Raw genomic sequence first — 22,134 nt, 5'->3', positions numbered from 1 at the left:
GCGGGCCCGGAGCGCCCCCGAGGCATATTCGCCCACCGGAACGGGCATCCGTAGGAAGTCCCGCAGCCGGTTGCCGTACACCATGGCGCAATGCCGCCGTCAACGCCGCGACAACGGCCCTCCCGCTTGTCGGCAGGACTTGTTAGGCTCGTGGTTTCGCCCCTTCCGCACCGGATGGTACGGGAGCGGGCGTTGCTTTGTAGTTACGACCAATATCATCGTCGACCCTGCTGACGACTCACACCCTCAGCTCAGCCCCAGCACCTACGAGGAGCACCCGTGACCCAGACCAGCGAGAACGTGACCTGGCTCACTCAGGCCGGCTACGACCAGCTCAAGGCAGAGCTGGATCACCTGACCGGGCCCTGGCGCATCGAGATCGCCCAGAAGATCGAGGCGGCGCGCGAGGAGGGGGACCTCAAGGAGAACGCCGGCTACCACGCGGCCAAGGAGGAGCAGGGCAAGTACGAGCTGCGCATCCGCCAGCTGACCCAGCTGCTGGAGCGCGCCAAGGTCGGCGAGGCCCCGGCCGACTCCGGTGTGGTGGCCCCGGGCATGGTCGTCACGGTCGCGTTCGACGGTGACGAGGACGACCTGATGGAGTTCCTGCTGGCCTCGCGCGAGGTCGCGGGCTCCGACAACATCGACGTCTACTCGCCGCAGTCGCCGCTGGGCCGCGCGATCGACGGCAAGAAGATCGGCGACGAGGCCACCTACGAGCTGCCGAACGGCAAGCCCGCCATGGTGAAGATCGTCAAGGTCGTGCCGCACGCCGGCTGACCCGGCCCCGAGCAGCACCGCCGAGGGCGGTTGCGGAGTCCGTAGGGGACTCCGCAACCGCCCTCACCCGTCTCCGGCCGACGGAAGCGAAAAGCCCGGGGCCGGGACCGGAACCAGGACCGGAAGCGCCGCCGCTCAGCCCGCCGCCGAGCGGTACTTGCGCACCGACAGCCACGAGAACACCGCCGTGATCACCAGCGACCAGAGCACCGACACCAGCGCCGCGTGCTGCATCGGCCAGGCGCTGTCCACCGGCCCGACCTGGTTGCCGAAGAGGTCCCGGCAGGCCTGCACGGTCGCGCTGAACGGGTTCCAGTAGGCGACGCCCTGCAGCCACCCCGGCATCGAGCTGACCGGCACGAAGGCGTTGGAGATGAAGGTCAGCGGGAACAGCCAGATCAGCCCGGCCGAGGTGGCCGCCTCGGGGCTGCGCACCGAGAGACCGATCAGCGCGCCGATCCAGGAGAAGGCGTAGCCGAGCAGGAGCAGCAGCCCGAAGGCGCCGAGCGCCTTGAGCAGCCCGTCGTGGATCCGCCAGCCGACCAGCAGCGCGACCAGCGCCAGCACGACCAGCGTGAAGGCGGTCTGGCACAGGTCGGCGAGGGTGCGGCCGACCAGCACCGCGGAGCGGGCCATCGGCAGCGAGCGGAAGCGGTCCACCAGGCCCTTGGTCATGTCCTCCGCGATGCCGGCCGAGGCGCCGGCGACGGCGAAGGTGACGGTCTGGGCGAAGATGCCGGCCATCAGGAACTGGATGTACGTGTGGGAGCTGGAACTCGCCCCGGGGATCTTGATCGCCCCGCCCATGACGTACGAGAACAGCAGGACGAACATGACCGGCTGCATGAGCCCGAACACCACGATCTCGGGGATCCGGGACATCCTGCGCAGGTTGCGCTTGGCGACCACCCAGGAGTCGTGCAGGGTCGCGGACAGGCCCCGGCGGGGCGTCGGCATGGCCGCGCCGATGGCGTGCTCGGTGGCGGTGCTCATCTCAGCGCTCCGTTCCGGCCGCGACGGCCTGCTGCTGGTCGGGCCCCTGGCCCCCGCCCTCGGCGCCGTCGGCGCCGTCCCCGCCGTCACCCGAGGAGCCGCGGCCGCGACCGCCCCGACCGCGGCCCTTGGCAGCACCGCCGTCCTCCTCGACAGACTCGGCGACGTGGCCGGTGAGGGTGAGGAAGACGTCGTCCAGGGTCGGACGGCGCAGGCCGATGTCGTCGATCTCGATGCCCCGGCCGTCCAGTTCGCGGATCACGTCGGCGAGCACCCGGGCGCCGCCGCTGACCGGCACGGTGATCCTCCGGGTGTTCTTCTCCACCGCGGGCTCGCCCAGCGCGTACCCGGACAGGGCCGCGACCGCGTCCGTGACCAGGCCCGGGTCGTGCACCACGACCTCGATCCGCTCGCCGCCGATCTGCGCCTTGAGCTGGTCGGCGGTGCCCCGGGCGATCACCCGGCCGTGGTCGACCACGGCGATGTCGTGGGCGAGCCGGTCGGCCTCCTCCAGGTACTGAGTGGTGAGCAGCAGCGTGGTGCCCTGCTCGACCAGGGTCTCGATGACCTCCCAGAGCGCGAGCCGGTTGCGCGGGTCGAGCCCGGTGGTCGGCTCGTCCAGGAACATCACCGGCGGCCGGACGACCAGCGCGGCGGCGAGGTCGAGGCGGCGGCGCATGCCTCCGGAGTACGTCTTGGCGGTGCGGTCCTTGGCCTCGGTGAGGTTGAACCACTCCAGCAGCTCCAGCGCGCGGGCCTTCGCGCTGCGGGTGCTCATCTGGTAGAGCTCGCCGACCATGGTGAGGTTCTCGAAGCCGGTCAGGTATTCGTCGACCGCCGCGTACTGGCCGGACAGTCCGATCAGGCTGCGGACCTCGTTGGGGTGCTTGAGGACGTCGACCCCGGCCACCACCGCGCGGCCGGAGTCGGGACGGAGCAGGGTGGTGAGGACGCGCACGGTGGTGGTCTTCCCGGCGCCGTTCGGGCCGAGCAGCCCGAGCACCGTGCCCTCGGGGACGTCGAGGCTGACGCCGTCCAGGGCTCGTACGTCGCCGAAGGTCTTCACCAGGTTCTCGGCTTGGATGGCTGGCGCCATGGCCTGCCTCATCTCCTCGGACGAATGGAGCGATCTGTCCCACTTTGCCCCCCGTTCGGGCGCATGGGCGACTCGGTTCTCGGCCACCGACACAGAACGCGATGTATCGTGATCCTGGCAACTCGCGATACATCGCGTCAAGTGATTTCGAGGAACCGCCCGCAGGGGCTCAGTCGGAGACCACGTACCCCGCGTCCCGCAGCTCCCCCACCACCAGCGCGCAGTGCTCCGGCCCCTTGGTCTCCAGGTGCAGGTCCACCTCGACCTCGGTGAGCCCCAGCCGCGGGTCGATCCGCACGTGCGCGACGTCCAGCACATTGGCGTCCGCCCTGGTCAGCACCCCCAGCAGGTCCGCCAGCGAGCCCGGCTTGTCCGCCAGCCGCACCCGCAGCGACAGGTAGCGCCCGGCCGCCGCCAGCCCGTGCCGCAGCACCCGCTGCATCAGCTGCGGGTCGATGTTGCCGCCGGAGAGCACCGCCACCACCGGGCCCTCGAACGAGTCCGGCTGTTCCAGCAGCGCCGCGATCGGGGCCGCCCCGGCCGGTTCGACCACCAGTTTGAGCCGCTCCAGACTGAGCAGCAGGGCCCGGGACAGCGCGTCCTCGGAGACCGTGCGGATGCCGTCCGCCAGCGTGTTGACCACCTCGAACGGGATGTCCCCGGGGCGCCCGACCATGATCCCGTCGGCCATCGTGGCGAAGTGCTCCAGCGAGACCGGCCGCCCGGCCGCCAGCGAGGGCGGGTACGCGGCCGCGGCCGCCGCCTGCACCCCGACCACCCGGACGTCCGGCCGCAGCGGCTTGACCGCCGCCGCGATCCCGGCCAGCAGCCCGCCGCCGCCCACCCCGACCAGGACGGTGCGCACCTCGGGGCACTGCTCCAGGATCTCCAGGCCGACGGTCGCCTGGCCGGTGACCACGTCCCAATGGTCGAAGGGGTGGATGAACACCGCGCCGGTCGCCTCCGAGTACCGCTGCGCGGCCTGCAGCGCCTCGTCCACGGTGGCGCCGTGCAGCCGGACCTCGGCGCCGTACTCCCGGGTGGCGGCGACCTTCGGCAGCGGCGCCGCGACCGGCATGAACACGGTCGAGCGCACCCCCAGCAGCGAGGCCGCCAGGGCCACCCCCTGGGCGTGGTTCCCGGCGCTCGCCGCGACCACCCCGCCGGCCCGCTGCACCGGCGAGAGCCCCGCGATCCGCACGTACGCCCCGCGCAGCTTGAAGGAGCCGGTGCGCTGGAGGTTCTCGCACTTGAGGTGGACCGGCGCGCCGATCAGCCCGGACAGGTGCCGGCTCCCCTCCATCGGGGTCACCCGGGCGACCCCGGCGAGCATCTTCTGGGCACCGCGGACGTCGTCGAGGGTGATCGGCCAGTTGTGCATGAGCCCAGCGTAGGTCCGCTGCCGCGGCCAACCCGGGACGTCGGGCCTGTTCCCGGGCCCGCTCCGCCCGCGTACGCTGCTGCTTCTGAGCTTCTCTCACCGCATGACGATCGTGAGCCGCGATGACGACGACCTCGCCCCAGGCCACCGACCGAACCGAGCCCGTGCACACCCAACTCCAGTACCAGCTGGCGGTGTTCGCCCGCCGGATGGAACAGGTCCGAACCTCCGGCGGCGGCCTGGCCGCGCTGGACCGGGCCGCCTATCTGCTGCTCGACCGCCTGGAGCGGCACGGGCCGGCCAACGTCAAGGCGCTGGCCGACGCGCTCGGCGTGGACTCCTCCACGGTGACCCGCCAGGTCGCCCCGCTGGTCGCGGCCGGGCTGGTCGGCCGGGTGCAGGACCCGGCCGACCGCCGCGCGGTGCGGCTCGCACTGACCGCCTGCGGCACCGGTCGGCTCGCCGAGGTCCGGGACGGCCGGGCCGAGTTGACCCGCCGCCTGACGGCCGACTGGCCGCCCGAGGAGCAACAGGCGTTCTGCGCCCTGCTGGCCCGCTTCAATCTCGCGATGGAGTCGTACACGGCGGACCAGCAGGGCCAGTGACTCCCTTAGCCCAGCGCCTGGGTGAGGTCGGCCAGCAGGTCGTCGATCGACTCGATGCCGACCGAGACGCGCACCAGGTCGGCCGGCACCTCCAGCGGCGAACCGGCCGCCGAGGCGTGGGTCATCCGGCCCGGGTGCTCGATCAGCGACTCCACGCCGCCCAGCGACTCGCCCAGGGTGAACAGCCGCGCGCGGTTGCAGACCTCGACGGCCGCCTCCTCGCCGCCGGCGACCCGGAACGACACCATGCCGCCGAAGGCCTTCATCTGCTTGGCGGCGATGTCGTGGCCGGGGTGCTCGGGCAGGCCCGGGTAGAGCACCTGGCTGACCTTGGGGTGGCCCGCCAGCAGCTCGGCGACCTTCTCCGCGTTGGAGCTGTGCCGGTCCATCCGGACGCCCAGGGTCTTGATGCCGCGCAGCACCAGCCAGGCGTCGAACGGCCCGGAGACGGCGCCCATCGCGTTCTGGTGGTACGCGACCTCCTCGCCGAGGCCCTCTTCGGCGAGCACCAGCGCACCGCCGACCACGTCCGAGTGGCCGCCCATGTACTTGGTGGTGGAGTGCACGACGGCGTCCGCGCCGAGCGCGATCGGCTGCTGCAGGTACGGGCTGGCGAAGGTGTTGTCGACCACCAGCAGCGCCCCGGCACCGTGCGCGACCTCGGCCAGCCCGGCCAGGTCGGTGATGCCGAGCAGCGGGTTGGACGGGGTCTCGACCCACACCGCGCGGGTGTTGGGGCGCAGCGCGGCGCGGACGTCGTCCAGCTTCTGGGTGTTGGCGACGGAGAACTCGACGCCCCAGCGGGTCAGCACCTTGGCGAACAGCCGGAAGGTGCCGCCGTAGGCGTCGTTGGGGATCACGATGTGGTCGCCCGGCTTGAGGATGGTGCGCAGCAGGGTGTCCTCGGCCGCCAGGCCGGAGGCGAAGGCGAGGCCGCGGGCGCCGCCTTCGAGGGCCGCGAGGCACTCCTCCAGCGCGGTGCGGGTGGGGTTGGCGCTGCGGCTGTACTCGTAGCCGCCCCGCAGGCCGCCCACCCCGTCCTGCTTGTAGGTGGACACCTGGTAGATCGGCGTGACGACGGCCCCGGTCTGGGGGTCTGCTTCCTGACCCGCGTGGATGGCGAGGGTCTCGAAGCCCTGGGGAAGCTGGTGCTCGGTCATGGCTCCGAGCCTAACGGCCGTACCGCCGTGCGCCCGCCGGAATGCCCGGACCTCCCGGACCGGATCCCCCGAGTCCGCCGGGCCGGATCCCCGGAGCCGGCCGGGCCGGAATCCGCGGGCCGTCCGGTGCGTTGAATCCTGGGCAACCCTCCCTACCCCGATGGAGCAGGCCGTGCTGTTCAACCGCCACAAGACCTCGCTCGTCCCCGCCGACCAGGCGCTGCCCGGCCGCCCGGCCCCGGCCTTCGCCCTGACCGAGCCGCACACCGTCCTCGGCCACCCGCTGACCGGCCCGTACCCGGAGGGGCTGGAGGTGGCCGACTTCGGGCTGGGCTGCTTCTGGGGCGCCGAGCGCACGTTCTGGCGGCTGCCCGGCGTCTGGACGACGCTGGTCGGCTACCAGGGCGGCTACACGCCGAACCCGACGTACGAGGAGGTGTGCAGCGGGCTGACCGGGCACACCGAGGCGGTCCGGGTGGTGTTCGACCCCGCGGTGGTGTCCTACGAGCGGCTGTTGAAGGCCTTCTGGGAGGCCCACGACCCGACCCAGGGCAACCGCCAGGGCAACGACGTGGGCACCCAGTACCGCTCCGCGCTGTACACCCACTCCCCCGCCCAGGCCGCCGCCGCGGTCGCCACCCGGGATGCCTTCCAGCCCGCCCTGACCGCGCTCGGTCACGGCCCGATCACCACCGAGATCGCCGAGGCCGGCCCGTTCTACCCGGCCGAGCCGTACCACCAGCAGTACCTGTCGGACGCCAAGAACCCCAACGGCTACTGCGGGCTCGGCGGCACCGGCGCCTCCTGCCCGATCGGGGTGGCCCGCACCCAGGGCTGACCGCCCGCCGCCGGACCGCCCCACCCCCCGGGCGGTCCGGGCGCCCGCTATCCGAGGTGACCGTTGCCGGGGGCGGGCGCAGACTGAAAGGGCCAGCAAGGGCGGCCCGGCCACCTGCCGGCGGCCGGGCCGTTCCTCGTGAGAGGAGTGCGTCATGTCCGGTCTGGTCCGCATGAGTTTCGATGCTCCCGAGGAGGTCCGCCCGTTCGAGGACGGCTCGGGGGAGCTGCGGCTGGTCAATCTGGACGCCGGCCCGGTCGGCCGGGCCGTGTTCCAGCCGGGGTGGCAGTGGTCCAAGCACGTGAAGCCGATCGCGGGGACGGACAGCTGCCAGGCGGCACACCTGGGGTACGTGGTCTCCGGCCGGATGCGGATCGTCATGGACGACGGCGAGCAGGCCGACTACGGCCCGGGCGACTTCATGATCTGCCCGCCCGGCCACGACGCCTGGATCCTGGGCGACGAGCCGTGCGTGGTCGTGGACTGGCAGGGCTTCACGGACTACGCGAAGCGGTGAGCGCGACCGCCCGCCGCCTCGTACGGGCCGAGGGGCGGGCGTAAACGGCGGGGGCGTAAACGGCGGGGCGGGAGCGGGTCAGACCGCGCTGCCGGCCTTCCACTCGGCCCAGCTCAGGTTCCAGCCGTTCAGGCCGTTGTCCGGGGCGACCGTCTTGTCCCCCGAGTTCCGGACCTCGACGACGTCGCCGACCATCGAGGACTTGTAGAACTTGTAGCCGTCCGTGCTGCTGTCCTGGGCGCCCTTGGCGTCCTGGAGGCCGACGCAGCCGTGGCTGGTGTTCTGCCCGCCGAAGATCGACGGCGAGGACCAGTAGTTGCCGTGGATGAAGGTGCCCGAGGTGGTGAGGCGCTGGGCGTGCGGCACGTCGGCGATGTCGTACTCGCTGCCCAGGTTGACGGTCTGCGAGTTCATCCGGGTCTGGGTGAACTGCTCGGAGATCACCATCTTGCCGCCCCAGGTGGTGTGCTCGGAGGAGCCGCCGGAGATCTTGTAGACGGCGCTGACCTGGCCGTCCGTGGTGACGGTGAGCTTCTTGGTGGCGAGGTCGGCGACGCTGGTCTGGGCCCGGCCGATGGTGAAGGCGACGTCCTTGGACTGGGTACCGTAGACGCCCTTCGCGCCCTCGACGTCCTTGAGCCGGAGCTTGAGGGTGACCTTGGTGCCCTTGGCCCAGTACTCCTGCGGCCGGAAGTCGAGGCGGGTGCTGGAGAACCAGTGCCCGACGATCTCGACGCCCGGCTCCGCTATCACGGTGATCGCCGACTGGACGGCCTTCTTGTCCGTGATCGGCTTGCTGAAGTTGATCGAGACCGGCATGCCGACGCCGACCGTCGAGCCGTCCTCCGGGGTGAAGTAGCCGACGAAGGTGTTGGCCGGGGTCGCCGTGGTGAAGCTGGCGTTGGCGTCCGCCTCCAGCTTGTCCTTGTCGACGCCGCTGGCGGTCACGGAGTACTTGGTACCGCTGGCCGGGGCCGCGGCCGAGGTCCAGCTGGTGTTGTCGCTGGAGAGCTGGCCGGCCAGCTCCTTGCCGGTGGAGTCCGTGACCTTGACGTTGCTCAGGGTGCCGTTGGCGATGGTGACCTTGACCGGCTCGCTGAAACTGGCGCCGGTGGTGCCGTCCGCGGGGGTGACGGTGATCACGGCCGTCGAGGTCTTCGGCGCGCTGCTGCCGCCGCCGGATCCCGGGGTGCCGCCGCCGTTGCCAGAGCCGCCGTTGCCGGAGCCGCCGCTGCCACCGCTGCCGCCACCGCTGTTGTCGTTGCAGGCCGCGAGCAGCAGGACCGGCGCACCGATCAGGCCTGCGAGCACCCCGCGTCGGCTCCAGCTGCCTCCGGCCACCCGCCCCTGACCGTCCCGTGCCGTCACGTCGCGTCTCCCTGCTGATCATCCCGGGCAATTACGGATACAGAAACGCAATCCGGCCGCTCACGGTTCCATCACCGAAGGGTAGGCGATCGTATGAGATGACCCAACTCCCGCTGTTCATGGACAAAACACCCGGTCCGCCGTTGGCGGACCGGGTGTTCACGGGTGGTCACGGCAGGAACGGCCGTTACTCGGCGGACTCCTCCACGGAGTACTCGTCCCACTCCTCGTTCTCGGGGTCGAACTCGGTCTGCGCCGACTCCCAGGTCGCCGAGGCGAGCTCCACGCCCGGGACGTCGCCGAGCAGCGCGACCGGGTCGATGAAGTGGGCGAGCGAACCCGACGGGTCCACCTCGATGGCGTCGACGGACTGGGCGCGCTCCTCGTCGTCGAGGTACTCGTCCTCGGCGACCTGCTGCAGGGCCGCGGCCTTGAGCGCGCCCTCGTCGGTGATCTCCGCGATGAGCTCGATCTTGAGCTTGACGTAGCGCGGCGCGTCGGTCGTTTCAGTGCTGGTCATGCCAGCGAGCGTACGGGAACGGCGGGCCCCCGGCGTGCACGGGAAGCCCGGGGTGCCCGGGGGAAGGACGGCAGCGGGGCGGCGGGAAGCCGGGGCGCGGGCGGGAGGCCCGGACACACGGAGGGGGCCGGTCCTTCGGAACAGGACCGGCCCCACCGTGCTCCGAACCGGCTCCCCCACCCGGGAGCCGCGGAGCCGCGCCGTGACGGCGCGGTGATCGTCCGTGGGAGCCGCCGCACCCTGTCGACCGGCCGGAGCCGGGCAGGGTCGGGACGACGGCGCCCCCACGGAGGGGCCCCTCCCTCCGAACTACGGTCGGGGAGGGCGGACACGGCGGCCGGGTCAGGACCGTCCGACGTGACCGGAGCCGACCGCGGCCGCCGGGGAGCCGCTCCCGGTGGACCACTGCCGTCTCGCTCGGCGTCTTGCCGTTGACCACCACGATGCCGGAGCCGTGTTAACCGCGTGCTGCGGGCAGGTGACGCCGGTGTACCACTTCGCGCGTGGACGAATCCTCCGAATCCGGCCGCGGGCGGGCGGGGTGAGCGGGCGTCAGTGCGCGCCACGGGTGGTCAGGAAGCCCAGCAGGTCCTGGCGGGTGACGATGCCCTGCGGCTTGCCCTCCACCAGCACGACCGCCGCGTCGGCCTTCTCCAGCACGGTCATCAGGTTGGTGACGGTCTCGCCCGAGCCGACCACCGGCAGCGGCTTGGACATCACCTTGTCCAGCGTGTCGGTCAGCTCGATCTCCTTGGCGAAGATGCCCTCCAGCAGCAGCTTCTCCACCACCGAGCCGATCACCTCGCCGGCCATGATGTCCGGGTGCCCGGCGCCCGGGGAGACCACCGGCATCTGCGAGACGCCGTACTCGCGCAGCACCCGGACCGCCTCGGCGACCGTCTCGTTGGGGTGCATGTGGACGAACTGCGGGACGCCGCCCTGCTCGATGCCCTCCTTGCGGACCAGCACCTCGCTGATGTGGGCCTCGTCGGTGGCCGAGGGCAGGAAGCCGTAGTCGGCCATCCAGTCGTCGTTGAAGATCTTCGACAGGTAGCCGCGGCCGCCGTCCGGCAGCAGCACCACGACGACGTCGTCCGGCCCGAGCTTCTTGGCGACCTCCAGCGCGGCCACCACGGCCATCCCGCAGGAGCCGCCGACCAGCAGGCCCTCCTCCTTGGCGAGGCGGCGGGTCATCTGGAACGAGTCCTTGTCGGAGACGGCGACGATCTCGTCCGCGACGCCGCGGTCGTAGGCGGTCGGCCAGAAGTCCTCACCGACGCCCTCGACCAGGTACGGACGGCCGGTGCCGCCCGAGTAGACCGAGCCCTCCGGGTCGGCGCCGATGACCTTGACCTTGCCGCCGGACGCCTCCTTGAGGTAGTTGCCGGTGCCGGAGATGGTGCCGCCGGTGCCGACGCCCGCCACGAAGTGGGTGATCTTCCCCTCGGTCTGCTCCCACAGCTCCGGGCCGGTGGAGTAGTAGTGCGAGGCCGGGTTGTCCGGGTTGGAGTACTGGTCCGGCTTCCAGGCGTTCGGGGTCTCGCGGACCAGGCGGTCGGAGACGTTGTAGTAGGAGTCCGGGTGCTCCGGGGCGACGGCGGTCGGGCAGACCACGACCTCGGCGCCGTACGCGCGCAGGGTGTTGATCTTGTCGGTGGACACCTTGTCCGGACAGACGAAGATGCACTTGTAGCCCTTCTGCTGGGCCACGATCGCCAGCCCGACGCCCGTGTTGCCGGAGGTCGGCTCCACGATCGTGCCGCCCGGCTTGAGGGCGCCCGAGGCCTCGGCGGCCTCGATCATGCGCATCGCGATGCGGTCCTTCACCGAGCCGCCGGGGTTGAAGTACTCGACCTTGGCCAGCACTGTCGCGGTGATGCCGTCGGTGACCTTGTTCAGCTTGACCAGCGGCGTGTTGCCGACCAGGTCGATGATCGAGTTGTGGTACCGCACGGGGGTCCTCCCGGTCTATGGGCATGCGAGTGCATTCGGTACTGCAAAGCCTAGGGCGTGCCACGCACCCCAGCCCTCCCTTCCCGCACTCCCCCCACCGCCGCCGCGCTCCCCCAATGGCCCACCCCGGCCCGCGCCCCGGTACTCCGGCCCTCCGCGCGGGTAAGAGCGCTGTGCAGGGATGGCCGTGTCCCCGGAGGGGACGGCACCAGGACGCGAAGGGGGCACCGGATGCCAGGGGCACAGGACTCGCGGGCCCGGGTGGCCCGTCGGATCGCCACCGCGGCGGCGTACGGCGGGGGCGGGCTCGGACTGCTCGGCGTGGGCCTGGTCGGCCTGCTGCTGACCGAGAGCAAACTCGCCGTCCAGGCCATCGGCGTCCTGGAGACCGTCCCGCCCAAGGCCGACGGCGTCTACGGCGAGGACTTCGCCGACCGCGGCGCACCGCCGCGGCCGCCGCTCGTGCTGGCCGTCCTGGGTGACTCCACCGGCGCCGGCCTGGGCGTGGCCCGCGGCCGCGAGACCCCGGGCGCGCTGCTGGCCTCCGGTCTGGCCTCGATCGCCGAGCGCCCGGTCCGGCTGGTCAACGTGGCCCGCTCCGGCGGCCGCTCGGCCGACCTCCCCGGCCAGCTGGAACGGGCCCTGCGGCACCGCCCGGACGTCGCCGTGATCATCGTCGGGGCCAACGACGTGACCCGGCACAGTCCGGCCCAGCTCGCCGTCCGCCAGCTCGGCGAGGCCGTCGCCGCGCTGCGCGCCAACGGCTGCGAGGTGGTGGTGGGCACCTGCCCGGACCTCGGGACGATCAAGCCGGTGCGCCCGCCGCTGCGCTGGGTGGCCCGGCGGCTGAGCCGCCAGCTGGCCGCCGCGCAGACCATCGCGGTGGTGGAGGCGGGCGGGCGCACCGTCTCGCTGGGCTCGCTGCTCGGCCCGGAGTTCGCCGGCCGCCCGGAGATGTTCGCCGCCGACCGCTACCACCCCTCGGCCCAGGGCTACGCCACCGCCGCGATGGCCGTGCTGCCCTCGGTCTGCGCCGCGCTGGGCCTGTGGCCGGAGGAGGAGCGCCCGAGCGCCGCCCGCCCCGGCGCGGCGGCTCTGCCGGGCGAGACGGTGCTGCCGGTCGCGGTGGCCGCCGCGGCCGCGGCCGGCCGGGCGGGCACCGAGGTCGCGGCCGTGGACCCGGAGGGCCCGGGCCGGCGCTGGGCACTGCTGCGCCACCGGCTGCGGGTCGGTCCGGACGCGGTCCGGGAGCCCGGCCCGGTGCCCGGGAACACGTCGGCCAGCTCACACACCGGGGCCGGTGACGACTGAGCTACCAAGCGGTAGCTTTCCTCCCGGACCGCCAGGTCCGCCGTCACCCAGCGAGGAGCCTGCAATGCCCGAAGCCGTCATCGTCAGCGCCGCCCGTTCGCCGATCGGCCGGGCCTTCAAGGGCTCCCTCAAGGACGTCCGCCCGGACGACCTGACCGCCCACATCATCCAGGCCGCCCTGGCCAAGGTCCCGCAGCTCGACCCGCGCGAGATCGACGACCTGATGCTCGGCTGCGGCCTCCCGGGCGGCGAGCAGGGCCACAACCTGGCCCGCATCGTGGCCGTGCAGATGGGCATGGACTACCTGCCCGGCGCCACCATCACCCGCTACTGCTCCTCCTCGCTGCAGACCACGCGGATGGCACTGCACGCGATCAAGGCCAGCGAGGGCGACGTCTTCATCTCGGCCGGCGTCGAGACCGTCTCGCGCAGCGTCAAGGGCACCTCGGACGGCATGCCCGGCACCACCAACCCGCTCTTCGACGAGGCCCAGGCCCGCACCGCCAAGCGCGCCGAGGAGGGCGGCGGCGAGTGGCACGACCCGCGCGAGGACGGCCTGCTGCCGGACGCCTACATCGCGATGGGCCAGACCGCGGAGAACCTGGCCGCGCTCAAGGGCATCACCCGCGCCGACCAGGACGAGTTCGGCGTCCGCTCGCAGAACCTCGCCGAGGCCGCCATCAAGGCCGGCTTCTGGGAGCGCGAGATCACCCCGGTCACCCTGCCGGACGGCACCGTGGTCAGCACCGACGACGGCCCGCGCGCCGGCGTCACCCTGGAGGGCGTCTCCGGCCTCAAGCCGGTCTTCCGCCCCGACGGCACCGTCACCGCCGGCAACTGCTGCCCGCTGAACGACGGCGCGGCCGCGCTGGTCATCATGTCCGACACCAAGGCCCGCGAGCTCGGCATCACCCCGCTCGCCCGGGTGGTCTCCACCGGCGTCAGCGCCCTCTCCCCCGAGATCATGGGCTACGGCCCGGTCGAGGCCTCCAAGCAGGCGCTCCGGCGGGCCGGCCTGACCATCGACGACATCGACCTGGTCGAGATCAACGAGGCCTTCGCCGCCCAGGTCATCCCGTCCTACCGCGACCTCGGCATCGACCTGGACAAGCTGAACGTCAACGGCGGCGCCATCGCCGTCGGCCACCCCTTCGGCATGACCGGCGCGCGGATCACCACCACGCTGATCAACTCCCTGCAGTGGCACGACAAGCAGTTCGGTCTGGAGACCATGTGCGTCGGCGGCGGCCAGGGCATGGCGATGGTCATCGAGCGCCTCAGCTGACGCTCCCCGCACGCTCCGAAGGGTCTGGACCACCCATTTGGAGTGACCGTGCGTAATTGAGGGCCGGATCACACCGAGAGGTCGATCCGGCCCTCTTCACGGTCGTTTCCGGCCCGGAGATCGACACTGCGGAGCGGATCAACTCCACTGCGTAGAACGGTGTTACCTAACAATTTGGGGACAAGAGCGAAAGTCCCGGACGAATTAGACATTCGCCACTGCGGTAACAGCCCCGGATGGGGCAGTGTGGACACGTAACCCCGTTCCGCTCCTCGCTAGGAGTACGTTCCGTGAGCGCCGTCTACACCATCCTGCTGCTGATCCTGATCACCGTGTCGACCGCCGTGCTGCTGCGCCTCCGGGGCATCTCCCGGCGGCTGGACGCACAGGCAGCGGCCCCGGCCGGGCCCGCGCCGGTGGACGAGGCCGCGATACGCCGGGCCGTCGCCGAGGCACTGGCCGCCGACCGCGAGCGGGAGATCACCGAGGCCCGGGCGTTCTGGGCCGAGCAGGAGGCCCGGGCGGCCGAGGACGCCCCGCTGTTCGACTCCCCGTTCCCCGGGGCGCCCTTCACCGAGGCGCTGGCCGGCACCGACGAGTGGCCGCTGTTCTTCCCCCGCCCCACCGGCCCGCAGGACGCCGCCGACAACGCCGGGACGATGGACCCGGAGTTCGGCGAGGCGCTGCGCTCCGCGCTGGAGGACCTGATCACCGAGGGCGGCACCGGCCCGGCCGAGCCGGGCACCGAGGGCGGCACCCCGCTGCGCCCCGGCCACCCGGTCGGCGAGACCGCCCCGGACGCCCGCGCCCGCCGCGAGGCCGACCTGCTGGCCACCGGTCTGGAGGCCGGGCTGCTGGACGCCGAGCCGCTCGTCGAGGAGGCCCCGGTCGCCGCACCCGACCCGCGCCGCCACCCCTCCCACCCCGACTTCGTGCCGAGCCAGGCGCCCTCCCGGGAGTGGACCGACACCCGGCTCGCCGCGCTCGCCGAGGAGGCCGTCGCCCTGACCGACGTCCGCCCGGGCCCGCTCGGCACCCTGGACGTGTACGCCTTCGCCGACGGCACCACGCTGTGCGTGGCCCCGGGCGACCGGGAGGCCGCCTACCGGCTGATCGACGCGGTCCGTGCCGGTGAGCACGTCCGGCTGCTCGGCGGCTCGCGCTTCTCCGGCTCCTACTCGCTGACCTTCTCCACCGACGAGGAGGCCGTCTACGTGCTCGCCGACCGGGTGGTCGCCAGCATCTGACCAGGCCTCAGCCACGCAGCAGGACCGAAGGCCGCCCGGGTCACGGGGTTACCGACCCGGGCGGCCTTCGGCGTGTCCGGCTCCGAGAAGGTGCCCGGGGAACCCGCTCCGGGCGTACTCAGGGAACCCGCTCCGGGAAAGCGCTCCGGGGGTCAGGCGCAGAGCCCGGCCGTCTCCCGCACCGCGGCCACCGCCCCGGCCAGCAGCTCGCCCACCGCCACCGGCCCGTCCGGCAGCGCCACCTCGGCCCCCTCGGGCAGCGCCGCGAGCGCGGCCGCCAGGTCGTGCCCGGCGACGGCCAGCTGGTCCCCCGCCGCGAAGGCCCCGGCGTCCGGGAACTCCCGCTCCGGCCCGCCCTCCGCGGCCAGCGCCAGCGCGGCCAGCCGCCGGGCCAGCGCCAGTACGGCCGCCGCCCGCGAGGCGTGCCCGGGCACGGCGCCCAGCAGCTTGCTCTGCGGCAGCGCGCGGAAACGATCCGCCAGTCCGTCGACGGCTACGACCAGGGGCTGTACGTCATGCATGCACAGGAGCCTAACCAAAACGCCGCCGGGCCCCGGAGCAGCGAGTGCTCCGGGGCCCGGCGGCAGTGCGAGGTGCTCCTAGTCGTCGCCGCGCAGAACGGCGATCAGGCGCAGCATCTCGAAGTAGATCCACACCAGCGAGAAGGTGAGCCCGAAGGCGGCCCGCCAGGACTCCTCCTGCTGCGCACCCCGGGCGATCGCCTGCTCGATCTCGGTGAAGTCCATCGTCAGGTAGAACGCGCCGAGGGCGACGCCGACCAGACCGACCACCAGGCCCAGCGGACCGGACCAGGTGCTCAGGCCCCCGCCGGCCATCGACGCGATCCAGTTGATCAGCAGCAGGACCGAGAAGCCCAGGCCGACCGCGTACCCGATCCGGGCGTACTTCGGGGAGACCCGGAGTCGGCCGCTCTTGTAGACGAAGAGCGTCGCACCGGAGACCGCCGCCGTGCCCAGCACCGCCTGAATCGCGATGCCTTCCATCAGGGTGTTGAGGTAATGCGAGATCGCGCCGAGGAAGAAGCCCTCGAATGCCGCGTAGACCAGCACCAGCGCGGGGCTGATCTTGTTACGGAACTGGATGACCAGACCGACGATCATGGCGACCAACGCGGCGCCCACTGCGGGGCCGAAGCTCCCGTACGGCAGCGTGAACCACGCCACCGCACCGCCCGCGAGCACGGTCAGCAGCGAGATCGCCGTGCGGGCGACCACGTCGTCGAGCGTCATCCGCTCGGTGGCCCCGGGGCCGGCCGACGGCCCGTTGTACATCTGGTAGAGCTGGTCGTCCGTCAGCGGGCCCTGCCCCTGCGGCTGGGCGTAGGGCGTGCCCGCGTACGGGTTGCCGTGCTGGCCCCCGGCCTGCGCGGTGCCACCGAACCCCGCGTAGCCGGGCTCGCGGGTGAAGGACCCCTCCCGCGAGAAGACCGGGTTGCTGCTTCTCATGTGCTCATTCCCTCCGTGGCGGCACTGCACCGCCCAGGCACCAGGGTAATGGCTTGGCAAAAATTCCGGGATACGCCGCAAGGAGGATCCGGTGAACGACTCCCGGCGGGGACGCCGGAGGCGCCCCCGCGGGTCGTTGCGGTGCCCGGAGCCGGACTCGAACCGGCACGGCCTCGCGGCCAAGCAGTTTTAAGCTGCCCGTGTCTGCGTTCCACCATCCGGGCGTCCTGCGAACCACCCCTGAGACTAGTCGCCCGGCTCACCCTTTCGCATGTTCCCAGCCCGGGAAGTTGTCATGTTTCCTTGCCATCTGACGAACAGTTCGGGATTCGGCCACGAAGCACGGTGATTCCGGCCACCGCACCGTCCTCAGGGTTCCCGTCATACCGCAGGAGGAGGGTCCGGCACCTCCGTACGCCCAGCGGCGGTCAGGCCAACCGTTCGGGGGAGCGACGCAAAACCATGATCACGTGGCGGAGCATGGAGGGACGAATCCGCGAGCCAGCAAGGAGCATCCCCGTGACCACGCCGACCGCAACCGCCGTCCGTACCGGCCGGGCGGCCGCCCGCGCCACCGGTCTGAACAAGGTCTACGGGGAGGGGGAGACCCGGGTCGTCGCCCTGGACAACGTCAGCGTCACCTTCCCCCAGGGCGAGTTCACCGCCATCATGGGCCCCTCCGGCTCCGGCAAGTCCACCCTCATGCACTGCATGGCCGGCCTGGACACCGTCTCCTCCGGCTCCACCACCATCGGCGACACCGAACTCGTCGGCCTCAAGGACAAGCAGCTCACCCAGCTGCGCCGCGACCACATCGGCTTCATCTTCCAGGCCTTCAACCTGCTGCCGACGCTGACCGCCCTGGAGAACATCACGCTGCCGATGGACATCGCCGGCCGCAAGGCCGACCAGGCCTGGCTCGACCGCGTCGTCGACACCGTCGGCCTCTCCGGCCGCCTCAGCCACCGCCCCTCCCAGCTCTCCGGCGGCCAGCAGCAGCGCGTCGCCTGCGCCCGGGCCCTCGCCGGAAAGCCCGACATCATCTTCGCCGACGAACCCACCGGCAACCTCGACTCCCGCTCCGGCGCCGAGATCCTCTCCTTCCTGCGCAACTCCGTGCGCGAACTCGGCCAGACCGTCGTCATGGTCACCCACGACCCCGTCGCCGCCTCCTACGCCGACCGCGTCGTCTTCCTCGCCGACGGCAAGATCGTCGACGAACTCCACACCCCCACCGCCGACACCGTCCTGGACCGCATGCGCCGCTTCGACGCCAAGGGCCGCACCAGCTGAGCCAGCGAGCCGACCGAAGCCCTCGAACCTCCCCAGGACACCTCATGTATCGCACCGCACTGCGCAACGTGCTGGCCCACAAGGGCCGACTGCTGATGACGGCGCTGGCCGTCATGCTCGGCACCGCCTTCGTCGCCGGCACCATGGTCTTCTCCGACACCTTCGGCAAGGCCCTGCGCGACAGCAACTCCAAGAGCTACTCGGACGTCGCCGTCCAGGTCGTGGACCGCGCGGCCGGCGCCGGCGCCTCGACCAGGCACAGGGGCGAGGCCGGCGCCGGCCTCACCGACGACATCGTCCAGCAGCTGGCCGGGCTGCCCGGCGCGGCGAGCGCGCGCGGCGTGGCCGGCGGCTTCACCGGGGTCGCCGACAAGCAGGGCAACCTGATAGGCCAGGTCTGGTCGGCCAAGGGCGCCAACTTCGCCCCCGGCCAGGACGGCCGGGACCCGCGCTACCCGATGACCGAGGGTCAGGGGCCGAAGAACGCCAAGGAGGTCGCCCTCGACCGCAGGACCGCCGAGAAGGCGGGCTACAAGGTCGGCGACACCGTCCGGGTGGCCGCCAACGGTCCGGTGATCGAGGCGAAGCTCACCGGCGTCTTCACCACCGACGACCCGGTGGTGAACACCGGCGGCACGCTCACCCTGTTCGACAAGGCCACCGCCCAGCAGACGCTGCTGGAGCCGGGCCGCTACAGCAGCGTCGTGCTCACCGCCAAGCCCGGCACCTCCCAGGAGGCGCTGCTCGCCGAGGTGGAGTCGAAGGTCCCGGCCGCCCAGAAGTTCGACGTCGAGACGGGCGCCAAGCTGCAGGCGGACGAGCAGGAGCAGATCACCAAGGGCACCGACAGCATGCGCACCATGCTGCTGGTCTTCGCCTTCATCTCGCTCTTCGTCGGCATCTTCATCATCGCCAACACCTTCACCATGCTGGTCGCCCAGCGCACCAAGGAGCTCGCGCTGCTGCGGGCGATCGGCGCCAGCCGCAAGCAGGTGACCCGCTCGGTGCTGATCGAGGCGCTGCTGATCGGTGCCGTCTCGGCGGCGGCCGGTCTGCTGGCCGGGATCGGGATCGGCGCCGGGATGCAGTCGCTGATCGGCTCGCTGGACGAGAACATGCCGAGCGGCGCGCTGGTGATCCAGCCGCTGACCGTCGTGGTGACCCTCGTGGTGGGCGTCCTGGTGACGGTCCTGTCCGCCCTGCTGCCGGCCGTACGGGCCGCCCGGATCGCGCCGGTGGCGGCGATGAGCAGTGGCGACCAGCCGACCAGTCAGAAGAGCCTGGTGGTCCGCAACACCATCGGTTCGGTGCTCGCCGGCGGCGGCCTGGCGCTGATCGCCTACGGCGCCTCCACCGGCGACGACAGCGGCCGGATGCCGGTCGGCGCGGGTGCCTTCCTGGCCCTGATCGGCGTGTTCGTGCTGCTTCCGCTGCTCTCCCGCCCGGTGGTCGCCCTGGTCGGTCCGCTGCTGCGGGGGCTGGGCGGCACTCCCGGCAAGCTCGCCCAGCAGAACGCGGTGCGCAACCCGCGCCGCACCGCGGCCACCGCCGCCGCGCTCACCATCGGACTGACCCTGGTCAGCGGTCTGACCGTGATCGGCACCTCGGTGGGGGACACCATCGACCGGGCCGTGACCAAGTCGATGAAGGCCGACTACATCGTCTCGACCGCCAACAACATGAGCCTGTCCGGGCAGGTGGCCGCCCAGATCGCCAAGGTGCCCGAGGTGGCGGCCTCCTCGCCGATGACCGACTCCGCCTGGAAGCTCGACGGCAGCTACAAGGACATCACCGGGCTGAACCCGGCCGTCCTGGACCAGATCGCCGACATCAGGCTGACCAGCGGTTCCGCCGCGGCCCTCGGCAAGGGCCAGCTGCTGGTGGACCAGGACGTCGCGACCAAGTTCCACGTCACCACCGGCTCGACGATGGAGGTGTCCTACCCGGACGACTCCACCGGCCGGCTCACCGTCGGCGGCGTGTACGAGAACGGCGGCGTGCTCGGCTCGGTCCTGCTGGCCGACAGCGAGGTCGCCAAGCACGACCCGAAGCCCGACATCCGCCAGGTCCTGGTCAAGGGCAAGGACGGCGCCACCGCCGGGCTCAAGCAGTCGATCAAGGACGCCACCGGCGCCAACCCGGTGATCGAGGTCAAGTCCAAGCAGGACGTCCGGGACGAGTTCAGCCAGGTCATCACCTTCGCGCTGAACCTGATGTACGGCCTGCTGGGCATGGCGGTCCTGATCGCCGTCCTGGGCGTGATCAACACGCTGGCCATGTCGGTCTTCGAGCGCAAGCGCGAGATCGGGATGCTGCGGGCGATCGGCCTGGACCGCAGCGGCATCAAGCGGATGGTCCGGCTGGAGTCGGTGGTGATCTCGCTCTTCGGCGCCGGGATCGGCCTGCTGCTCGGCTGCTTCATCGCGTGGGCGATCAACGGGACGCTCAAGTCCAGCCTGAGCGGGCTGACCACCGTCCTGCCGTACGGCCAGCTGGCGCTGTTCCTGGGCCTGGCCGGGCTGGTCGGCCTGGTGGCCGCGATCTGGCCGGCCCGCCGGGCCGCCAAGCTGGACATCCTGTCGAGCATCAAGACGGACTGACGCCCCGTCGGCCGGGTCCGCCCGCCGCCGCCCGCCCCCGGTCGCACCCGCGACCGGGGGCGGGCCCGCTCCTGCGCACAGCAGGAGCCGCCGCGGGCACAGCAAGAGCCCCTGCCGGAGGGTTCTCGGCAGGGGCTCCACTACTGCTGTACTCCGCCCGGTCGCACGGCCGGCTGAGCACCACGGAGGTCGTGGTCCGGCGACACTGCCGGGCGGAGGGCCTCCGACTCATACCCCGGCGCTCCCACACCGGGGTCCAGTCGCTTACTTGCTGGCGAGCTCCTTGTCGACGGCCGGCTCGGCGGCCTCGACGGGCTTGGTGGGCGGCGTGACCTCCTGGATCGGAAGCTGCGGGTTCTCCATCTGGGAGAGGCCGACCGCTTCGCGCTTGAGGAACATCGCGAGGGTCCAGTCGGTGAAGACGCGGACCTTGCGGTTGAAGGTCGGGACCATCGCGCCGTGGTACAGGCGGTGGAACCACCAGGCCGGACGGCCCTTGAGCTTGTACTTGCCGAAGAGGATCGCCACGCCCTTGTGCAGGCCGAGACCGGCGACCGCACCCAGGTTCTTGTGCTTGTACTCCTTCTGCGGGAAGCCCCGCATGCCGGAGATCACGTTGTCACCGAGGACGACGGCCTGGCGGCAGGCGTGCTGGGCGTTCGGCGGGCACCAGGCGCCCTCGCCGGCGGCGAGGTCCGGGACCTGGGCGTTGTCGCCGGCGGACCAGACGTAGTCGAAGCCCTGGACCTGGAGGGTCGGCGCCGTGTCGACGTGGCCGCGCGGGCCCAGCGGCAGGCCGAAGTTGGCCAGCACCGGGTTCGGCTTCACGCCGGCCGTCCACACGATGGTGGCGGCGTCCATCTCCAGGCCGTTCTTCAGCACGACGTGGCCGTCGACGCAGGAGTCCATCGAGGTCTCGATGTAGACCTCGATGTCGCGCTCCTCGAGCTTCTCCTTGGTCCACAGACCGAGGTCCGGGCCCATCTCGGGGAGGATGCGGTTGGCCGCCTCGACCACGACGAAGCGCATGTCGTCGCGGCTGACGGTCTTGTACAGCTTGGCCGCGTCGCGGGCCATGTCCTCGACCTCGGCGACCGTCTCGATGCCGGCGAAGCCGCCGCCGATGACGACGAAGGTCAGGGCCTTGCGGCGGACCTCCTCGTCCGAGGTGGACTCGGCCTTGTCGAGCTGGGCCATGACGTGGTTGCGGAGGCCGATGGCCTCCTCGACCGTCTTCATGCCGATGCCGTTCTCCGCCAGACCCGGGATCGGGAAGGTGCGGGAGACCGAGCCGGTCGCGACGACCAGGTACTCGAAGGGCAGCTCGTAGCTGTCGCCGGCCGCCGGCTGGATGGTCGCGACCTTGCGGGCGTGGTCGATGCCGGTGACGGACCCGGTCAGCACCTCCGCCTGCTTGAGGGTCTTGCGCAGCGGCGCGACGAGGTTGCGGGGCGCGACGTTGCCGCCGGCCGCCTCGGGGAGGAAGGGCAGGTACGTCATGTACGACCGCGGGTCGACGACCGTGACGGTCGCTTCGCCGTAACGCATCTTCTTGAGGATGCGCATCGCGGCATACAGGCCGACGTAACCACCGCCGACAATGAGGATGCGAGGACGCTCCGTGGTGCTCATATCCGAAAGTATCCAGCACCGTCCGGAGCAGCCTTCGTGAGCCCGGTCACAAGCTCATGGACACCCCGTGCTACACTCCGCGCCCACAA

Annotated in this window: 19 protein-coding genes and 1 tRNA gene; 9 read left to right on the top strand and 11 right to left on the bottom strand. The window is 71.7% G+C overall.

Annotation, left to right across the window (positions count from 1 at the left end):
* Positions 1-279: 279 nt before the first annotated feature.
* Complete coding sequence (gene greA, locus ACIQWA_RS27445) at positions 280-780, top strand: transcription elongation factor GreA (protein WP_360231046.1); 501 nt, start codon at positions 280-282, stop codon at positions 778-780.
* 135 nt (positions 781-915) lie between these two features.
* Here greA and ACIQWA_RS27440 read toward each other — a convergent pair whose 3' ends face one another.
* The 3 genes from ACIQWA_RS27440 to ilvA all read right to left on the bottom strand — a co-directional run bounded on the left by ACIQWA_RS27440 (position 916) and on the right by ilvA (position 4,250).
* Complete coding sequence (locus ACIQWA_RS27440) at positions 916-1,773, bottom strand: ABC transporter permease (RefSeq protein ID WP_402487049.1); 858 nt, start codon at positions 1,771-1,773, stop codon at positions 916-918.
* Position 1,774: 1 nt separating this feature from the next.
* Positions 1,775-2,869 carry an ATP-binding cassette domain-containing protein gene (locus ACIQWA_RS27435; protein ID WP_402487047.1) on the bottom strand — a complete coding sequence of 365 codons (1,095 nt, stop codon included), beginning with the start codon at positions 2,867-2,869 and terminating at the stop codon, positions 1,775-1,777.
* Positions 2,870-3,038: 169 nt separating this feature from the next.
* Positions 3,039-4,250 (bottom strand): threonine ammonia-lyase, encoded by a 1,212-nt coding sequence (gene ilvA, locus ACIQWA_RS27430; RefSeq protein WP_402487044.1) that lies wholly within the window; start codon positions 4,248-4,250, stop codon positions 3,039-3,041.
* A 122-nt stretch (positions 4,251-4,372) separates the two neighbouring features.
* Here ilvA and ACIQWA_RS27425 point away from each other — a divergent pair, with 122 nt between their 5' ends.
* Positions 4,373-4,855 (top strand): MarR family transcriptional regulator, encoded by a 483-nt coding sequence (locus ACIQWA_RS27425; protein WP_360231058.1) that lies wholly within the window; start codon positions 4,373-4,375, stop codon positions 4,853-4,855.
* A gap of 5 nt (positions 4,856-4,860) precedes the next feature.
* Here ACIQWA_RS27425 and ACIQWA_RS27420 read toward each other — a convergent pair whose 3' ends face one another.
* Positions 4,861-6,015 (bottom strand): cystathionine gamma-synthase, encoded by a 1,155-nt coding sequence (locus ACIQWA_RS27420; protein ID WP_360231061.1) that lies wholly within the window; start codon positions 6,013-6,015, stop codon positions 4,861-4,863.
* A gap of 160 nt (positions 6,016-6,175) precedes the next feature.
* Between ACIQWA_RS27420 and msrA the strand changes: the two genes are divergently transcribed.
* On the top strand, positions 6,176-6,853 hold the full coding sequence (gene msrA / locus ACIQWA_RS27415) for a peptide-methionine (S)-S-oxide reductase MsrA (protein WP_360231064.1): 678 nt from the start codon (positions 6,176-6,178) through the stop codon (positions 6,851-6,853).
* Between the two features lie 154 nt (positions 6,854-7,007).
* On the top strand, positions 7,008-7,370 hold the full coding sequence (locus tag ACIQWA_RS27410) for a cupin domain-containing protein (protein ID WP_402487041.1): 363 nt from the start codon (positions 7,008-7,010) through the stop codon (positions 7,368-7,370).
* 78 nt (positions 7,371-7,448) lie between these two features.
* On the opposite strand, the gene ACIQWA_RS27405 is transcribed toward ACIQWA_RS27410, so the two are convergent.
* The 3 genes from ACIQWA_RS27405 to ACIQWA_RS27395 form a co-directional block, all read right to left on the bottom strand.
* Positions 7,449-8,738, bottom strand: coding sequence for an Ig-like domain-containing protein (locus ACIQWA_RS27405; protein ID WP_402487038.1), 1,290 nt, complete (start codon positions 8,736-8,738; stop codon positions 7,449-7,451).
* Positions 8,739-8,925: 187 nt separating this feature from the next.
* Positions 8,926-9,258, bottom strand: a complete 333-nt coding sequence (locus tag ACIQWA_RS27400; protein ID WP_402487036.1) for a hypothetical protein — start codon at positions 9,256-9,258, stop codon at positions 8,926-8,928.
* 552 nt (positions 9,259-9,810) lie between these two features.
* Positions 9,811-11,211, bottom strand: a complete 1,401-nt coding sequence (locus ACIQWA_RS27395) for a cystathionine beta-synthase (protein ID WP_360231076.1) — start codon at positions 11,209-11,211, stop codon at positions 9,811-9,813.
* A gap of 231 nt (positions 11,212-11,442) precedes the next feature.
* On the opposite strand from ACIQWA_RS27395, the gene ACIQWA_RS27390 reads away from it, so the two are divergent.
* From ACIQWA_RS27390 to ACIQWA_RS27380, 3 genes are all read left to right on the top strand, one after another.
* Positions 11,443-12,522, top strand: coding sequence for an SGNH/GDSL hydrolase family protein (locus ACIQWA_RS27390; RefSeq protein WP_402487033.1), 1,080 nt, complete (start codon positions 11,443-11,445; stop codon positions 12,520-12,522).
* A 64-nt stretch (positions 12,523-12,586) separates the two neighbouring features.
* Positions 12,587-13,807, top strand: coding sequence for an acetyl-CoA C-acetyltransferase (locus tag ACIQWA_RS27385; RefSeq protein ID WP_402487030.1), 1,221 nt, complete (start codon positions 12,587-12,589; stop codon positions 13,805-13,807).
* 290 nt (positions 13,808-14,097) lie between these two features.
* Positions 14,098-15,054 carry a hypothetical protein gene (locus ACIQWA_RS27380; protein ID WP_360231084.1) on the top strand — a complete coding sequence of 319 codons (957 nt, stop codon included), beginning with the start codon at positions 14,098-14,100 and terminating at the stop codon, positions 15,052-15,054.
* 152 nt (positions 15,055-15,206) lie between these two features.
* Here the strand turns inward: ACIQWA_RS27380 and ACIQWA_RS27375 are convergent, their stop codons facing one another.
* From ACIQWA_RS27375 to ACIQWA_RS27365, 3 genes are all read right to left on the bottom strand, one after another.
* Complete coding sequence (locus ACIQWA_RS27375) at positions 15,207-15,575, bottom strand: hypothetical protein (protein WP_402487027.1); 369 nt, start codon at positions 15,573-15,575, stop codon at positions 15,207-15,209.
* A gap of 78 nt (positions 15,576-15,653) precedes the next feature.
* Positions 15,654-16,520 (bottom strand): Bax inhibitor-1/YccA family protein, encoded by an 867-nt coding sequence (locus ACIQWA_RS27370; protein WP_402487024.1) that lies wholly within the window; start codon positions 16,518-16,520, stop codon positions 15,654-15,656.
* A 142-nt stretch (positions 16,521-16,662) separates the two neighbouring features.
* Positions 16,663-16,744: transfer RNA gene (locus ACIQWA_RS27365), tRNA-Leu, on the bottom strand.
* A 256-nt stretch (positions 16,745-17,000) separates the two neighbouring features.
* On the opposite strand from ACIQWA_RS27365, the gene ACIQWA_RS27360 reads away from it, so the two are divergent.
* Positions 17,001-17,813, top strand: coding sequence for an ABC transporter ATP-binding protein (locus ACIQWA_RS27360; protein ID WP_402487022.1), 813 nt, complete (start codon positions 17,001-17,003; stop codon positions 17,811-17,813).
* A 44-nt stretch (positions 17,814-17,857) separates the two neighbouring features.
* Positions 17,858-20,413 carry an ABC transporter permease gene (locus ACIQWA_RS27355; protein WP_402487019.1) on the top strand — a complete coding sequence of 852 codons (2,556 nt, stop codon included), beginning with the start codon at positions 17,858-17,860 and terminating at the stop codon, positions 20,411-20,413.
* Between the two features lie 264 nt (positions 20,414-20,677).
* On the opposite strand, the gene ACIQWA_RS27350 is transcribed toward ACIQWA_RS27355, so the two are convergent.
* Positions 20,678-22,045: an NAD(P)/FAD-dependent oxidoreductase gene (locus ACIQWA_RS27350; RefSeq protein ID WP_402487017.1), complete on the bottom strand. Its 1,368-nt coding sequence runs from the start codon at positions 22,043-22,045 to the stop codon at positions 20,678-20,680.
* Positions 22,046-22,134: the final 89 nt, after the last annotated feature.

The sequence above is a fragment of the Kitasatospora sp. NPDC098652 genome (genome assembly GCF_044760155.1).
Taxonomy (GTDB): Bacteria; Actinomycetota; Actinomycetes; order Streptomycetales; family Streptomycetaceae; genus Kitasatospora.
The sequence above is the reverse complement of the archived record's forward strand: the minus strand, read 5'-3'. Positions and strand labels throughout refer to the sequence as shown.

Excerpts from the sequence above, each read along its gene's own strand:
- ACIQWA_RS27440 (WP_402487049.1), bottom strand. The coding sequence starts at position 1,773 with ATGAGCACCGCCACCGAGCACGCCATCGGCGCGGCCATGCCGACGCCC.
- ACIQWA_RS27435 (WP_402487047.1), bottom strand. The coding sequence starts at position 2,869 with ATGGCGCCAGCCATCCAAGCCGAGAACCTGGTGAAGACCTTCGGCGAC.
- ilvA (WP_402487044.1), bottom strand. The coding sequence starts at position 4,250 with ATGCACAACTGGCCGATCACCCTCGACGACGTCCGCGGTGCCCAGAAG.
- ACIQWA_RS27425 (WP_360231058.1), top strand. The coding sequence starts at position 4,373 with ATGACGACGACCTCGCCCCAGGCCACCGACCGAACCGAGCCCGTGCAC.
- ACIQWA_RS27420 (WP_360231061.1), bottom strand. The coding sequence starts at position 6,015 with ATGACCGAGCACCAGCTTCCCCAGGGCTTCGAGACCCTCGCCATCCAC.
- msrA (WP_360231064.1), top strand. The coding sequence starts at position 6,176 with ATGGAGCAGGCCGTGCTGTTCAACCGCCACAAGACCTCGCTCGTCCCC.
- ACIQWA_RS27410 (WP_402487041.1), top strand. The coding sequence starts at position 7,008 with ATGTCCGGTCTGGTCCGCATGAGTTTCGATGCTCCCGAGGAGGTCCGC.
- ACIQWA_RS27400 (WP_402487036.1), bottom strand. The coding sequence starts at position 9,258 with ATGACCAGCACTGAAACGACCGACGCGCCGCGCTACGTCAAGCTCAAG.
- ACIQWA_RS27390 (WP_402487033.1), top strand. The coding sequence starts at position 11,443 with ATGCCAGGGGCACAGGACTCGCGGGCCCGGGTGGCCCGTCGGATCGCC.
- ACIQWA_RS27385 (WP_402487030.1), top strand. The coding sequence starts at position 12,587 with ATGCCCGAAGCCGTCATCGTCAGCGCCGCCCGTTCGCCGATCGGCCGG.
- ACIQWA_RS27375 (WP_402487027.1), bottom strand. The coding sequence starts at position 15,575 with ATGCATGACGTACAGCCCCTGGTCGTAGCCGTCGACGGACTGGCGGAT.
- ACIQWA_RS27370 (WP_402487024.1), bottom strand. The coding sequence starts at position 16,520 with ATGAGAAGCAGCAACCCGGTCTTCTCGCGGGAGGGGTCCTTCACCCGC.
- ACIQWA_RS27360 (WP_402487022.1), top strand. The coding sequence starts at position 17,001 with ATGGAGGGACGAATCCGCGAGCCAGCAAGGAGCATCCCCGTGACCACG.
- ACIQWA_RS27355 (WP_402487019.1), top strand. The coding sequence starts at position 17,858 with ATGTATCGCACCGCACTGCGCAACGTGCTGGCCCACAAGGGCCGACTG.
- ACIQWA_RS27350 (WP_402487017.1), bottom strand. The coding sequence starts at position 22,045 with ATGAGCACCACGGAGCGTCCTCGCATCCTCATTGTCGGCGGTGGTTAC.